The organism is Wolbachia endosymbiont (group A) of Lypha dubia (assembly GCF_964028575.1).
Classification (GTDB): Bacteria; Pseudomonadota; Alphaproteobacteria; order Rickettsiales; family Anaplasmataceae; genus Wolbachia; species Wolbachia pipientis.
Genome location: NZ_OZ034796.1, coordinates 1,579,864 through 1,595,146, shown reverse-complemented (window position 1 = coordinate 1,595,146; position 15,283 = coordinate 1,579,864). Strand labels below are relative to the sequence as shown.

The 15,283-nt window shown below is 34.4% G+C and carries 14 protein-coding genes and 1 tRNA gene; 3 read left to right on the top strand and 12 right to left on the bottom strand.

Features of this window, described 5'->3' with window-relative positions; translation table 11 throughout:
- The first annotated feature begins 33 nt into the window (after nucleotides 1-33).
- Complete coding sequence (gene ligA, locus ABWU72_RS08085; RefSeq protein WP_155969081.1) at nucleotides 34-2,022, top strand: NAD-dependent DNA ligase LigA; 1,989 nt, start codon at nucleotides 34-36, stop codon at nucleotides 2,020-2,022.
- A 38-nt stretch (nucleotides 2,023-2,060) separates the two neighbouring features.
- Here ligA and dapA read toward each other — a convergent pair whose 3' ends face one another.
- The 6 genes from dapA to ABWU72_RS08055 all read right to left on the bottom strand — a co-directional run bounded on the left by dapA (nucleotide 2,061) and on the right by ABWU72_RS08055 (nucleotide 6,461).
- Nucleotides 2,061-2,942, bottom strand: a complete 882-nt coding sequence (gene dapA / locus ABWU72_RS08080) for a 4-hydroxy-tetrahydrodipicolinate synthase (protein ID WP_155969079.1) — start codon at nucleotides 2,940-2,942, stop codon at nucleotides 2,061-2,063.
- Nucleotides 2,943-2,951: 9 nt separating this feature from the next.
- Nucleotides 2,952-3,434, bottom strand: coding sequence for a single-stranded DNA-binding protein (gene ssb / locus ABWU72_RS08075; RefSeq protein WP_155969077.1), 483 nt, complete (start codon nucleotides 3,432-3,434; stop codon nucleotides 2,952-2,954).
- 67 nt (nucleotides 3,435-3,501) lie between these two features.
- Nucleotides 3,502-3,575 (bottom strand) — tRNA-Arg (locus tag ABWU72_RS08070).
- Nucleotides 3,576-3,588: 13 nt separating this feature from the next.
- The gene (locus ABWU72_RS08065) at nucleotides 3,589-4,404 is read right to left on the bottom strand and encodes a hypothetical protein (protein WP_010082449.1); all 816 of its coding nucleotides are present in this window, start codon (nucleotides 4,402-4,404) and stop codon (nucleotides 3,589-3,591) included.
- Between the two features lie 4 nt (nucleotides 4,405-4,408).
- Complete coding sequence (locus ABWU72_RS08060) at nucleotides 4,409-5,017, bottom strand: hypothetical protein (RefSeq protein ID WP_015589194.1); 609 nt, start codon at nucleotides 5,015-5,017, stop codon at nucleotides 4,409-4,411.
- Between the two features lie 4 nt (nucleotides 5,018-5,021).
- Nucleotides 5,022-6,461: a hypothetical protein gene (locus ABWU72_RS08055; RefSeq protein ID WP_353284048.1), complete on the bottom strand. Its 1,440-nt coding sequence runs from the start codon at nucleotides 6,459-6,461 to the stop codon at nucleotides 5,022-5,024.
- 318 nt (nucleotides 6,462-6,779) lie between these two features.
- Here ABWU72_RS08055 and ABWU72_RS08050 point away from each other — a divergent pair.
- A protein-coding gene (locus ABWU72_RS08050; RefSeq protein ID WP_094189578.1) for an IS5-like element ISWpi1 family transposase occupies nucleotides 6,780-7,612 on the top strand; the annotation gives its coding sequence in 2 pieces (ribosomal slippage) (nucleotides 6,780-7,149 and nucleotides 7,149-7,612; 834 coding nt in all).
- Nucleotides 7,613-7,698: 86 nt separating this feature from the next.
- A protein-coding gene (locus tag ABWU72_RS08045) for an IS5-like element ISWpi1 family transposase (RefSeq protein WP_094189578.1) occupies nucleotides 7,699-8,531 on the top strand; the annotation gives its coding sequence in 2 pieces (ribosomal slippage) (nucleotides 7,699-8,068 and nucleotides 8,068-8,531; 834 coding nt in all).
- Nucleotides 8,532-8,567: 36 nt separating this feature from the next.
- Here the strand turns inward: ABWU72_RS08045 and ABWU72_RS08040 are convergent.
- The 6 genes from ABWU72_RS08040 to ABWU72_RS08015 all read right to left on the bottom strand — a co-directional run bounded on the left by ABWU72_RS08040 (nucleotide 8,568) and on the right by ABWU72_RS08015 (nucleotide 15,233).
- A complete protein-coding gene (locus ABWU72_RS08040) occupies nucleotides 8,568-9,050 on the bottom strand; it encodes an IS630 family transposase (protein ID WP_231115908.1) in 483 nt (160 codons plus the stop codon).
- A gap of 28 nt (nucleotides 9,051-9,078) precedes the next feature.
- A complete protein-coding gene (locus ABWU72_RS08035; RefSeq protein WP_353284047.1) occupies nucleotides 9,079-9,426 on the bottom strand; it encodes an IS630 transposase-related protein in 348 nt (115 codons plus the stop codon).
- 155 nt (nucleotides 9,427-9,581) lie between these two features.
- Complete coding sequence (locus tag ABWU72_RS08030; protein WP_015589192.1) at nucleotides 9,582-11,327, bottom strand: type I secretion system permease/ATPase; 1,746 nt, start codon at nucleotides 11,325-11,327, stop codon at nucleotides 9,582-9,584.
- A gap of 690 nt (nucleotides 11,328-12,017) precedes the next feature.
- Complete coding sequence (gene lgt / locus ABWU72_RS08025) at nucleotides 12,018-12,809, bottom strand: prolipoprotein diacylglyceryl transferase (RefSeq protein ID WP_155969071.1); 792 nt, start codon at nucleotides 12,807-12,809, stop codon at nucleotides 12,018-12,020.
- Between the two features lie 6 nt (nucleotides 12,810-12,815).
- Nucleotides 12,816-13,265: an SsrA-binding protein SmpB gene (gene smpB, locus ABWU72_RS08020; protein ID WP_007548863.1), complete on the bottom strand. Its 450-nt coding sequence runs from the start codon at nucleotides 13,263-13,265 to the stop codon at nucleotides 12,816-12,818.
- Nucleotides 13,266-13,385: 120 nt separating this feature from the next.
- Nucleotides 13,386-15,233, bottom strand: a complete 1,848-nt coding sequence (locus ABWU72_RS08015; protein ID WP_353284046.1) for an ankyrin repeat domain-containing protein — start codon at nucleotides 15,231-15,233, stop codon at nucleotides 13,386-13,388.
- Nucleotides 15,234-15,283: the final 50 nt, after the last annotated feature.

Sequence of the window (15,283 nt, the reverse complement as noted above, 5' to 3'; positions counted from 1 at the left end):
CGACAAAGGCTAATGTAGCATTATATTGGTATCATGACTAACTTAGAAAAGATGAGAGAAAAACTGCAAGATCAAATAAATTATCATAATGTTTTGTATCACCAAAAAAATAAGCCAGAAATAAGTGATGCTGAATATGATGAACTGAAGAAAAAGTTAGCTGAAATAGAGCCAGAAATTTATGCAACACAAGATAGTGTTGGTGCTCCACCTGATGAGAGGTTTTCTAAGGTGGAACATCAAGAACCTATGCTTTCCCTTGAGAATGCTTATGATGAACAAGGTGTAGAGAAATTTTTGTCTAAAATAAAGAGGTTTTTAATTGAGGACAAAATAGAGATATTATGTGAACCAAAAATTGATGGGTTGTCGTTTTCTGCAATTTATGAGGATGGAAGATTTGTTAAAGCTGCAACTCGAGGTGACGGTTTTGTAGGAGAAGATGTCACTCACAATGTTGCAACAATAAAAGGCTTTCCTAAGTTTTTGCAAGGTGTGCAAGGAAGACTAGAAGTAAGAGGTGAAATATACATCAGTAACAGCGACTTTTTAAAGTTAAATGAAAACGATGAATTTGCCAATCCTCGAAATGCAGCCGCTGGTTCTCTAAAGCAATTGGATGCAAACATTACAGCAAGCAGACCTCTTAGATATTTTGCTTATTCTTTGATTGGTGGAGCAGAGAAAAGTCAAAGTGAGGTACTAAATAAGCTTGAGGCACTTGGTTTTTGCGTAAATGAGCATCAGTCCTTAACGAGTAGTTTAGATGGAATGCTGAAGTTCTATAATGAAGTCTATAACTGTCGCTATAACTTGGATTATGATATTGATGGAATAGTCTATAAAGTAAATGATTTGGTACTACAAAATCGTCTAGGGAATACTCACAAAGCACCGCGCTCAGCACTTGCATACAAGTTTTCTGCGGTTTATGCAAAAACAAAGTTAAACAAGATATTTATACAGGTGGGCAGAACAGGGGTTTTAACTCCAGTTGCAGATTTAGTGCCAGTCAATGTTGGTGGGGTGCTAGTTAGTAGAGCAAGTCTGCATAACCAAGATGAGATAAAACGTAAAGACATAAGAGAGGGAGATATTGTAACAATCAAAAGGGCAGGGGATGTAATTCCCCAGATCGTTGAAGTAAGCAGAGATTCTCGTCTTCCAAATACACCTGAATTTGTGTTTCCTGAAGTATGCCCTGAATGTGGTAGTAAAGTACGTCAGGTTGAGGGAGAGGCTGCAGTAAGATGTCCTGAGGAATTTGCCTGTAAAGCTCAAATAATAGAAAAACTAAAGCATTTTGTATCGAAAGATGCATTTGACATTGTTGGCCTTGGTGATAAGCAGATAGAGTTTTTTTACGACCTTGGTCTGATAAAACAAATTCCCGATATTTTTACTTTAGAAGAAAGATTGGATGAATTTAATCTGGAAGAACAGTCTGGTTGGGGCAAGAAATCAATAGCTCATTTATTAAATGCTATACAAAGCAGAAGGGTAATAACTCTAGATAGGTTTATATTTTCTTTAGGTATTAGATTTATTGGTCAAGTTGCAGCAGAATTGCTTGCAGATTATTATGTTTCTTATAATAACTGGTATAATTCGATGATTGAACTGTCATCAGATAATACTGAGCTAGTCAGTATAGACGGCATAGGAAAAAAAGTGGCTGAATCTTTGGAATCATTTTTTTCTAAGGAACATAACATCAAAATGTTAAATGATCTTACTGCTTGTCTTCAAATTCTTCCTGTGAGCTCCAACTCTAGTAACTCTGTTTTAAATAATAAAATTATAGTGTTTACTGGTAAGCTACTTGCTATGAGTAGAGGAGAGGCAAAAGTAAGAGCCAAAACTCTAGGAGCAAAGGTCAGCTCACATCTTTCTGCTAAAACTGACTACCTAATTGCAGGAGAAAAACCAGGATCCAAATATAAAAAGGCAGTGGAATTAGGTGTAGAAATTTTAGATGAAGACCAGTGGCATAAAGTGATAAGTTTGGGAGTGTTCAAATGAAACTTGGATTGTATATTAAATCAAAGTTGCAAGACTATTTAGAGAGTAGCCAATTCTTTCCATCCAAGAATCATTTTATTGACTTGCCTCAATTTTTCAACAGAAGGCAAGTCTTCTGTGCTGAGTGGTAGGCGGACAGTTTGATGTTCTATGAGCCCAATATCATGCAAAAGTGCTTTAGTGGGTATTGGGTTGCTGGCAATAAATAACGCTTCGCAAGCCTGTTGCCAGATATCTGCCTGAGGGTTCCTGCCATTGAGGCACTTCTTAACATATTCATGCGCTATGCGTGGCCAAACATTGGCAGCAACGGAAACCAGGCCAGCCGCACCATAAGCGGCCATATCAGATATCATATTATCATCTCCGCAAAAGACCTCAATATTTGGTGCAACTTTCTTATACTGAGTTAAAGTATCAACAGTGCCACTTGAATCTTTGATAGCCCAAAATTTTTCGTGACTGGATAAGTTGCGTACAGTTTCAGCATGAAGACTCACTCCTGCTCTCGATGGAATATTGTAAAACATAGCCGGCACATGTGCTTTTTCAAGTAGCTTTTCAAACCATAAAGTCTGCCCCATAATTCCGGGCTTTGCATAAATGGGAGTTGTCATTAGATAGCCATGAATAGGCATACCCTTGCAAAAATCAAGCCATTCAAGAGTCTGATATAGATTCACTCCTGGTACGCCAATTATAATTTTCGTATTTAATTTTAGCTTACATACGAATTCAACTAATGTACGCTTTTCAGAATCAGTAAGCGATAGGCTCTCACCTGTGCTACCTAGCAACACTACGCCATTTTCAGCTTTAACTTGCATTGTCAGTAAACGCTGCAAACTGCTATAATCTATGCTATCTCCATTGCAATTAAAAGGAGTAATACAAGCAGTCCATAAAAATGTAGATTTCAATTTAAATTGTTAAAATGGTATTTCATCATCGAGTAGTTCATCTTTTATATCGTTGTCAAAACTTTCGTGTTTATCTTTTTGTCCTGTTTCACCTTGTTTGTATTCACTTGGCTTGTAATCAGGATTTGGCGCACTATTTCGTGAATCCAAGAGAGTAAGAGCGCTATTAAAATTATATAGAACCACCTCTGTTGTGTATCTTTCACCACCGTTTTGGTCAGTCCATTTTCTAGTTCTCAAAGAACCTTCAACATAAACTTTACTGCCTTTGCGTGCAAAATCTTTGACGATTTTTACTAATCCTTCACTAAAAATTACGATATTATGCCACTCTGTCTTTTCAGAGCGCATACCGGAAAGTTTGTCAGTCCAACTTTCAGACGTGGCTATTGAAAAACTTGCCATTTCTTTTCCATTTTGTGTAGTCCTAATTTCAGGATCTTTTCCTAAATTACCAACTAGTATGACTTTGTTTATGGTACCACCAGACATAATTATGCTCTAAATAAATCCTTTTATTATCTTATGTGAAAATACTATTGTCAAATTTAATTAAAAGTGCGCTTGGAGGGATTCGAACCCACGGCCTTTGCCTCCGGAGGGCAACGCTCTATCCAACTGAGCTACAAGCGCATATATATTTAAGTTATTTAATAGATAAGCCATCCAAGTCAAATTTTTGTTTTGGATAAAGCGTAAACATAATACTCCCATATCCAAAATATACATTTTGAGAATCATTCGCATGCTTTTTTATTGCTTTTTGATCTACGGTCCATACAAAAGTTACATAATTTTCAGTGACTGAGTGCACTTTTAAATCCTTGGTATTTATAAACAGTTTTCCATTTACCCATATTTTCCATGTATCGGGAGAAAGATATAAAATTGAGTCTAAACTCACTACCTTACCGTTGAAATTATCTGATACCTCCTCTTTTGCAGCTCTTGAAGATCGTAAATTGAACTTTTCCATTTCATTGACCATTCTATTAACTGGCTCTTCATCAAAAAAAATGCTTTTTACGTTACTATATTGTGACAAAACGTCAAAGTCACTTTCCACTGCTTCTCTTATTATATCGTCCCGATCTGTATAGCTTAGTTTTTGATTGTTGATAAAGAAACACTCTTTTGCACGCAAATTTGCTATATCAATAAAATCGTCGATTTCTTGATTGCCAACTTTAAGAATACTTTCAAAATATCTTTTTTCTATCATCATTCCATACTGAGAATGATGACAAACCATTTCATCATTACCTTGTTTTTCTATATATACGCATAAATTTCCACTATTTAATCCTAATATTTTATGCTCAATAAAATCTTCATTGCCAATATATTGTCGGCAAGAATACTCCTTACAAATTTCTATGCTTTCTATGATATCTTCACAACTGCAATATGCATTAACATTGGAAATGAGTAGCGTAAAAATAAAAAACAGCTTTATGTTCATCACCTTATCTACTTAATATAGTATACCAATCAAAGACTATATTAGCTCTCACTATCTCTATCATATTACCATTCAAAATCTGATTCATAGTTGCAGCATCAATATTTCTCTGCTTATTTAAAATAAGAGATTTGATCATAACATAACCGGGCAGATTTGGAATAGACTGTAGAAATAAAAAAATATGCTTATCGCTGATTGAGCTTAAATTTAGGACCACTTCACTTTTTATTACTTTTGTGCGTTCACTTTTGTTGTGGAGCTCAACTTCTTCGGGTATAGAAATTGATATTTCAGGTTCTAATATATAGTGCTTTTTATATAACTTGCTAAGCTCGAAATTTAAATTTGCAATGTATCTGCTACTATGTAAATTTGAAGAAGAAATTTTTTTCCATAAATCTAGGTTTTTATTTAGAACAACTTCCTTTTTTTGAATTCCAGTAATCTGTAAATTAATAGAACGTATTTTATCAATCGCAATTTGGTTTTTATTATAAATCTTTTCGTTATAGATAACAACATATGTTAATAACCCTATTAATCCAACAGATAATAACAAATACGATATAAACTGAATTGTAGCTTTTCTTTTTAATTGAGAGATAGTCATTAATCTACATTGCCTCTCCTATTTCAACATCAATAGATAGATTTTGCTCTTTAGCAGCAGGTAAGCTAGAAATATTAATGTCATAGGTACGAAAATTATCGTTTAAATTTTTTCGTAGTTTCTCGTATTGATGAGAAATATTTTTACCGGATTGAAAATTAAACTTTAAAGTTGTGGTAATATAACTTTTTGCCTCATTATAATTCCATTCAAATGATCGAAGCTCTATACCTGGTATTTTTAACTTTTCTACATACTTAACTTGTGTAAGAGGAGAGTATTCTATTTTTGATAAAATATTATTGATATTAATAAAATCATAAATTTCATCTATTTTTTTTACATTATAGCTTTGGCTAAGTTTTGTTAATTGGTTATTTAAGGTGTTCTGCTTTGCTGATAAATTATCAGCGACATTGAAATTTGAATACAAATTTAGCAAACAAAGGGTGTTTGTTATAACTAAAACCAGGGCGAAGTATAGAAAAATTCGAGGAGAGTTTAAATAAAGGTAATTGAATAGATAAAATTCTTTAGTTTCCTTTGTATTAAAAATAGCTGCTAATTTATTCTTAAAGCTATGAAACAAAATTATGGTATCGCAAAAGTTATCTTTTTCACTTATAGCTAGTTCTGCTCCTAATAGTTTGCCTAACTCATATGGAGTTAATATGTTCACACTGTTCTCTGAAAAATTTATGACTGATAAACTAGCTTTGATATCTTCTGACACTATGATACAAAGGTCGATAGGGTTATTTTTTTCAAACCCAAACTTAGTTAAGGATCGAATAGTATCTTGCACTTCCTGATATATTCCACCAGCGATAATTCCTGGTAAATTATCATTAGTAAATGGTGTTAAGCGCGTAAATACCATTTTATTCTCTTTAAGAACCACTTGTCTATAGCCTCCCGTTTTAGTTGCAGCAACTATAATTTTCCAATTATTAGGATCTTTATGTAGAATCTTTTTTGTTATATTACTTATTTCTATAGGAAACATTAATATTCCCTTAAAGTTGGAGCCTATCTCAATAAACACATTCAACCAATATTCTACTAAATGCTTTGCTTTTGATGAAACAAGAAGATAGCACCAGTTTTGATTGAATTTGTTTGGCTTCTCAACCAAAAAAACTGAACTTATGTCATTATTACGAGAAAAATGCTCCATCTTTGTTTTTGCTGATAGATAGGCACTAATCTTGTTTGCCCTTGTAATAAACTGTAGCGAGTAATTTTGATCTGCATGATTAAGCACCAGGTATAAAGGTGCTTTTTTATCTGACGAAAGACATGAAATTAAATCGGAAACTGCTTTATCGTTTTTGCCCTTAACAAAATACCTTTTATTTAAAGTATTATTTTTAAAATATAGTAACATTATGCCTTCTTCTCCAATAGAAAGCATAAACTTACTTTTGGATTTTGAACTAAACATATTAACAAAGCATATACTTATCTAGAATTAAAAAGGCAATTTATTGAAATTCATTAAACGTTAGAGGGAAATATTGTTATAAATTTTCGCAGCAACATTATTTATATTATAATTTTTTTATAAAATTACCACTGATATTAAGTTATTTAGATAACAAATTAAGAAAATTCATTAAGACGAATTTGTTGTTTTTCAAATTGTAGGTAAACCTAAGCCACTTTAGCTATATCTGCCGATTGACTTTAATTAATAAGAGTTAGAGGTTGTCCGGAAACAAGTAAAAGGCTATAATATCTGAAATTTTAGTACGGGGTAAAGATGAGAAAAAAGTATCCAACAGATCTAAGCGAAAGGGAATGGGCAAGAATAGAAAAACACTTCAGAGTATCATACAAGAAAGGAGGAAGGCCGCCAAAGTATAGCAAAAGAGAAATATTAGAAGCAATTTTCTATGTATTGCGTACAGGGTGTCAATGGCGGTATTTACCAAATGATTTTCCGCTATGGAAGACTGTGTATGAGCAGTTCAGGCAATGGAAGAAGCAGGGAATTTTTGAGAAAATGAATTATGAAATTACAAAATATAGTAGAAGAAAAATAGGAAGGAATGAGCAGCCGAGTGCCTGTATAGTAGATAGTCAATCTGTAAAGACTACAGAAAAGGGGGGATCAAAGGCTATGATGGAAGTAAAAAAGTAAAGGGTAGAAAAAGGCATATAATTACAGACACTCAGGGTTTTATACTAGGTTGTTACGTAGGCGCTGCTAACGAAAATGATAGAGATGGTATTAAAATAGCATTAAACAATATGAGAACAAAATATACTAAAGTTAAAAAAATGTGGGCTGACATGGGATACCAAGGAAGAAATTTAAAGAATCACATAAAGGAAGAATATGACATAGATATTGAAATTGTTAAAAGGCCTCCATGTAGATTTTGGGTGCACAAAGATACGCCACCTGAGCTACTACCAACAAGAGAACAAGGGTTTAAAGTACAGCCAAGAAGATGGGTTGTAGAAAGGACTTTTGCTTGGGTTAATAGGAATAGAAGGCTATCGAAGGAGTATGATTTACTCACAACATCCACTGAGAATTTCATATACCTAGCTATGAGTAGGGTTATGTTAAAGAGGGAATATGCTTGAATTTACTAGTTTCCGGACAACCTCTTAGAGGTTGTCCGGAAACAAGTAAAAGGCTATAATATCTGAAATTTTAGTACGGGGTAAAGATGAGAAAAAAGTATCCAACAGATCTAAGCGAAAGGGAATGGGCAAGAATAGAAAAACACTTCAGAGTATCATACAAGAAAGGAGGAAGGCCGCCAAAGTATAGCAAAAGAGAAATATTAGAAGCAATTTTCTATGTATTGCGTACAGGGTGTCAATGGCGGTATTTACCAAATGATTTTCCGCTATGGAAGACTGTGTATGAGCAGTTCAGGCAATGGAAGAAGCAGGGAATTTTTGAGAAAATGAATTATGAAATTACAAAATATAGTAGAAGAAAAATAGGAAGGAATGAGCAGCCGAGTGCCTGTATAGTAGATAGTCAATCTGTAAAGACTACAGAAAAGGGGGGATCAAAGGCTATGATGGAAGTAAAAAAGTAAAGGGTAGAAAAAGGCATATAATTACAGACACTCAGGGTTTTATACTAGGTTGTTACGTAGGCGCTGCTAACGAAAATGATAGAGATGGTATTAAAATAGCATTAAACAATATGAGAACAAAATATACTAAAGTTAAAAAAATGTGGGCTGACATGGGATACCAAGGAAGAAATTTAAAGAATCACATAAAGGAAGAATATGACATAGATATTGAAATTGTTAAAAGGCCTCCATGTAGATTTTGGGTGCACAAAGATACGCCACCTGAGCTACTACCAACAAGAGAACAAGGGTTTAAAGTACAGCCAAGAAGATGGGTTGTAGAAAGGACTTTTGCTTGGGTTAATAGGAATAGAAGGCTATCGAAGGAGTATGATTTACTCACAACATCCACTGAGAATTTCATATACCTAGCTATGAGTAGGGTTATGTTAAAGAGGGAATATGCTTGAATTTACTAGTTTCCGGACAACCTCTTATAGTATTTTCTAAAATGAATGATAAATTTCCATTATGGTATTACCAACCAAAAGTTGTAAGTCTGTATATTTATGCATTAAAGGTCTGAGGCGGCTTTTGATGGTATTCCAACAATGCTCTATAGGGTTCAAATCTGGTGAATATGTTGGTAGATAGAGCAAACGGCATCTAGCATTATCTATTAACTCCTTTGTTTTGGGAGTTTTATGGAATGTGGCATTGTCCATAACTATTGTAGTACCATGTGGCAATTTAGGTAATAACATCTTCTCTAACCATGTATTGAATACCTCTTTGTCACACCCACCTTTGAAAGTCATTGGTGCAATAAATCTCTTTCCAATCCACCCGCCTATTATACTGATTCTCTCTCGTTTTCTTCCTGGAATATCTGCATAAATTTTCTTTCCTATTGGAGCACGTCCATACTCTCGGTATAACCTATTATCAACTCCTGCTTCATCTATATATAAGATGCTGGAATGGTCTATTTTTGAGATTTTATCGGTAAATCGCTGCCTATCTTCTTGATTGCGCTCTTGATATAGTGTAACTTTTTTTTAAAGTAATTCTTAGCTGTTTCAGCCTATACCAAATTGAATTTATTCCAAATCCAAGATTTTGTTTCATCTCTGCCAGCGTATGATCTGGATTCTTTTTAACATATTCTTCGAGTATTTTTGGGTCTATTTTTCGAATAAAGCTGCCGTTTTTCGATGGCCTTAGGCTTTCACCAGCGGCTTTCTTTCTTAACCAGCGGTACAGAGTTGCTATTCCTATCTCCAAAAGCTCTGCCAACTCAACCTTTGACTTCCCTTTTTCTATCATCGATACTGCCCTTTCCCTTAAATCCACACTATACGCCATTATAACTCAAATAGCTTATTATACCTTTATCATTTACTTTGGGAAGTACTATATTAATCTATTTACTATTCTTGTAATATTATTTCTAATGGTAAAGAAATATATATTTTTCTGGAACAGTTGTTATTTCAGATACAGAATTTATTGTAAGTAAACTAACCATTTGCTGAAGAGCGCTCATCTTCTGTGGTACTTGATGATGGAGCAACTAATTTGCTCAAAATCTCATCTTTTGGTCCCATAGCGTAAATGACACCATCTGACATGAGGATCACCTTATCAACTACGGACAATAACGGTAGCTTGTGAGTGATGATAACAGTAGTAGTATTTTGTTTTCTTGCAATGCCAATTGCATTAATTAAGCATGCCTCTCCATTGCTATCTAAGTTAGCGTTTGGTTCATCAAGTACTAAAAGTTTTGTGTGACCATAAAAAGCTCTGGCAAGTCCAAGAAGCTGTTTTTGGCCGCCAGAGAGCGTTACTCCTCCAGGACCTCCTATTGTTGTATCATATCCATTTGGTAAGCTTAGTATTAGTTCATGTATTCCTGCAATTTTTGCTGCTTTGATTATTTCTTCAGGATTTGGATCTGGCCTCATGCGAGCAATATTAGCTTTGACACTAGTGTTAAATAACTCAATATCCTGAGGTAAGTAGCCAACATAATTACCAAAATTTTCTCGATTCCAAGTATATACATCAGCGCCATCTAGTCTGACTACACCAGATATTGGCTTCCATACACCAACAGTTAATTTTGCGATAGTGGATTTACCAGAAGCACTTGCACCAATAACACCAACTACATCTCCAGGATCTATAATGAATGATATTCCTTTTACTGTCGGCTTATTGCTTCCATAAGGAGTAAAAAATACTCTATCAAATTCCAATTTTCCTTCAGGTTCTGGTAGAGCCATCGTTTGCTCTCTTTTTGGCGATGTTAATATAAGTCTTTGTAGCCTTCCATATGACATTCTAGCCTGATTTAAAAACTTCCAAGTATGAACCGCAGCATCAAATGGTGCTAATACTCTACCCATTAAAATTGAAGCAGCGATGATGCTACCGGCAGTCTTATGAGCTGTGATTGCAAGTAATGCACCTGTTCCAATCACTGATATTTGCAGAGTTGAGCGCAAAAATTTAGTGATTCCAGTAATTACATTAGAGCGATTTTGTGCTTTAATTTGCATTGCTCGATTCTGATCATTTCGTTTACACCAATCAGAGACTATGAATTCTGACATGCCCATAGCTTCAACCACTTCTGCATTTCTTGTTGCAACATCTATAGCATTGATATTCCGTATAGTTTCTTCGTTGGTTTCTTGTAATATTCGTTTAGTGGCAAGTTCATTCCATATTGCCATAGAGACTAATATAATAATTCCAGTAATAGCTATAAACCCCGTGGAGGTATGTATCATGAAAATCACAACAAGGTAAATTAACGACCATGGAGTATCAAACAGTGAGAATATACCATTTCCTGTAATGAAATTTTTTATCACTCCGAGATCTCGTATTGCTTCACCACTTGAAGTTGAGCTCTGCACTGACGTTAGCCTGATTGACCTTACTATCAGATCTGGTGTTGCAGTTTTATCGATCCAATCACCTATTTTTGCCATGGCTAAATATCGACAAGTTTCAAGCATTGCAGAACATGCAAATGCAGATAAAGTGATAATTGTCAGCATAGTTAGTGTTGATACACTTTCGCTCGATATCACCCGATCAAGCACTTGAGAGGTATAAAGTGGTAGGAATAACATTAATAAATTGATTCCCGCACTAAACCAAAAGATAAACCAAAATGCACTTTTGCATTTTTCTAGGCAAACATATAGAGTACTTTGCTTCAATTCTTTTTTTATTGATGGCGTAATTTCCACAATCTTCCTCTTAATTTGATTACATGCACCATATACAATTTTTATTACAAAAATATTAATAACGGTAGTTAGCTTACTTTAAGTGAGTAAAATATTAATATATGTGAATAGGAAATATAAACAATGGTAAAAAGAAGTATAGTTAATATTTCCTTCATTGCCTATAGCGAAGCTACGTCATACCGCGATTCATTCCATAGCTGTACGAACATTCATTTTTGAAGGTAAACTGCACAGCAAATGGTGTCATGAAAGTAGCTGACACTGGGATGGCTTTGTTGCATCGCTACTTATGAAAGGCTAACTATAATTAGGATTATAAGCAACTTATTGAAAATCTTGTTTTTTTGCAATCAATCTGATCAAATTTAAGAATAGTAATTTGTTATTTATATTAATAAATTTAATTCTATTGAAAATAGCTAAAGCATTGAAATTCTTGAATTTTAGCCGGATTAGTGAGTGGTAGTGAAATTTCTTTTACTCAAATTTAGGTATTCACTGACCGTTCTTGTTGTAAATACCAGAATAATAAGCTACTGATATTCTCCACCTTTTTTATCTTTAATCCATCATAGCTAGCGATGCAACAAAGCCCACCGATTCATTCTACTGCAACGCAGAAAATTCGTACAATTGTGCATAATATGGGGCTTCTGGCTACATTTTTCTATTGAACTCACCTTTTCTCTATGTGACAGATTTCGTATTAAATTTTAAATTTAATGCGCCTAGATATACAAGCATTCCTAGCAAAACCATAGGTATAGAAAGCAACTGCCCCATAGTTAAATCAAGCCACAAATAGCCAATTTGATAGTCTGGTTCGCGAAAAAACTCAACGAAAAAACGTGCTATTCCATACCACATAACTGCAATACCAGTTAACGCACCGTGATACAGTCTTATTCTAGTTAAGAAAAACAGTGAATTTGCAACTGCAAAAAGTAGCAGTCCTTCAAAAAGTGCCTCATAAAGCTGGCTTGGATGACGCAGCAAATTATCACCACTCTCTGGAAATACCATACCCCATGGCATAGTTGTAACTCTGCCAAATAACTCTCCGTTTATAAAATTGCCTATGCGACCTAAAAATAAACCTATGGGAACTCCGCAAGAAACTAGGTCCAGTGCATAAAATATAGGAATGTTATGTCTTCTGCAGGAGATTATTACTGCAAGCAAAACTCCTATAGCACCACCATGAAATGACATCCCTCCTTCCCAGGTCTTCAATATCTCAATAGGGTTGCTTATATAAAGAACTGGATCATATATCAATACGTAGCCAAGTCTACCTCCAAGGATAATACCTACAATAGTGGCTGTTAATAACGAATCGTAAAAATTCTTAGTAAATATTTTTTGGTCATCTAGCTTATGTAAATACCAATATGCAAACACTATACCCAAAACGTAGGCTAAGGAATACCAATATATAGAAACAGGACCGATGCTGAAAATTACTGGATTTAAAGACATATTTTGCTATAAATTATTCTTAGACAATCTACTTTTTTCACGATCCCACTCTCTCTGTTTTATGGTTGCTCTCTTATCGTAGAGTTTTTTTCCTTTTACAATGGCAATTTTAGTTTTTGCAAATCCTTTATCGTTAAAATAGACCGAAAGCGGCACAACAGTTATCCCAGCAGTCTTGATTTGACCAATTAGTTTATTTATCTCCTTTTTATGCAAGAGTAATTTACGTTCCCTTTTTGGTTTATGATTTTTTCGGTTCGCAGCTTTATATTCTGCAATATGCATATTGTGCAGCCATACTTCGCTATTCTTTTCAACAACGTAGGCGTCGGAAATATTTACTTTTCTTTCTCTTAGCGATTTAACTTCACTGCTTAATAAGACCATACCCGCTTCAAATTCTTCTAAGATGAAATATTCAAACCTTGCTTTCCTATTTTCTGCAATAACTTCCATATCTAAAGATATCTTTAAGCTTCAATATATTACAGAGTTTTTGACTTAATTCATAATAAAACAGTTATCCCAATAAATATAAGGTGCCAGGCTAGTCTGATAGCAACAGGATAACAAAAATCAAGTAAGTGCTTTTTCTGTCTCTCTAGGCACAAGTTCCTTTACTTCTTTCATTTCAGTTTTAGGCTTTGACATTATATATTGACCAGCACCAACTATGAGCGCAGATCCTGCAGCTAGTCCAATTATTGCTGGTACAGATAGGGCAGTAGCAAATGCAAGTGCAACACCAACTATCACTGCAGTTACAAAACACACAATAACACCTTTTACAATTGCATTTTTTGCAGATTGTTCTTTTTCTTTCACAATTGCATTTTTTCCAATTTGTTTTTCTTCCTTTTTCTCTGGAAGCTGCATTACATCTTTATTTTCAGTAAGATCCTTTGGCGTTTTTTTATTCTCATTTTTTAACGTTTGCTTTTTTTCCGCTTCCTCTAAAAGCTGAATTATACCTTGATATTTAGTAAGGTCTCTTGGCGTTTTTCCATCAACATCTTTTAATGAAGGGTCTGCTTCAGTGTGTAGCAGAACTTCCACCACTTTTATTTTGCCATTTTCAGCAGCAAGATGTAAAGGAGTACGTCTATCACCATTTTTTGCATTAACCTTTGCTCCTTTTGCGATTAGAGTTTTTACTATATCTTCGTGGCCATTTTCAGCAGCAACATGCAAAGGAGTCCATCTATCAGCATCCTTTATATTAACATCTGCTTTCTCAACTAGAATTTTTACTACCTCTATGTGGTTATTTTCAGCAGCAAGATCTAAAGCAGTACATCTATCATCATTTTCTGCATTAACCTTTGCTCCTTTTTTGATTAGAATGTCTACTACATCTTTATGGCCCTCTCTGGCTGCAAGATGTAAAGGAGTCTCGTCCACAATACCTTCTGCATTAACATTTGCTCCTTTTGCAATGAGAGTTTTTACTACATCTTCGCAGCCCTCTCTGGCAGCAAGATGTAAAGGAGTACATCCATCATCATCTTTTGCATTAACGTTTACTCCTTTATTTAATAGGTTTTTCACCTCCTCCTCATTATTATGTTTAACAGCTGAATGCAAAGCTTTGATGTTCTCTTGTGCCTTTAATAGAGCTCCTTTTACCACTTCATGGACTTTTTGAGAAGCAAATGTTAAAGGAGTCCATTTATAATGATCTTTCGCATTAACATCTGCTCCTTTTTCAATTAGAGTTTCTACTATATCTTCGCGGCCATTTGCAGCAGCAAGATGTAAAGGAGTCCACCCATCACTATTTTTTGCATCAACGTTGATTCCTTCTGCTTTTGATAGAACTTGTACTATCTCTTTGTGGCCATTTGTAATAGCAAGATGTAAAGGAGCCCATCCTTTATCATTTTCTGCATTAACATTTGCTCCTTTTCCAATTAGAGTGTTTACTACATTTTCGTGGTTCTTTTCAACAGCAAAATGTAAAGAAGTCCATCCATCACCATTTTTTGCATCAACAATTACTCCTTTTCCAGTTAGAATGGTTACTACATCTTCGTGGCCATAGTGAGCAGCAATATGTAAAGGAGTAATTTTATTATCATGTTCTGCATTAATATCTGCCCCGTTTTCAATCAGAGCTTTTGCTACATTTGCACAGTTCCAATAAGAAGCAAGATGTAACAATTTGACTTCCTTAGAATTTTGACCACGAGATATAGTAAATATGTAATTTATGCCAGATCCACTATCATTGTCAGGTTTACTCTTTTCCCACTCTTGACATAAATCTGGATCTTCTTCTTGTAACTTAGCTTTTATTTTTTCAACTATATTGTCCTTGCTCAAATCTGAAAGGTCATTTATTTTTTTTAATATTTCCATAAATTTATCATATTCCATAACTTCCTCACTTAAAATACATAACTTAGTTGTTATATCTTTTAACATAGAAGTCAAGAACCTAAATATTCGTTATTATCTTTCCTTAAAGAGTCATT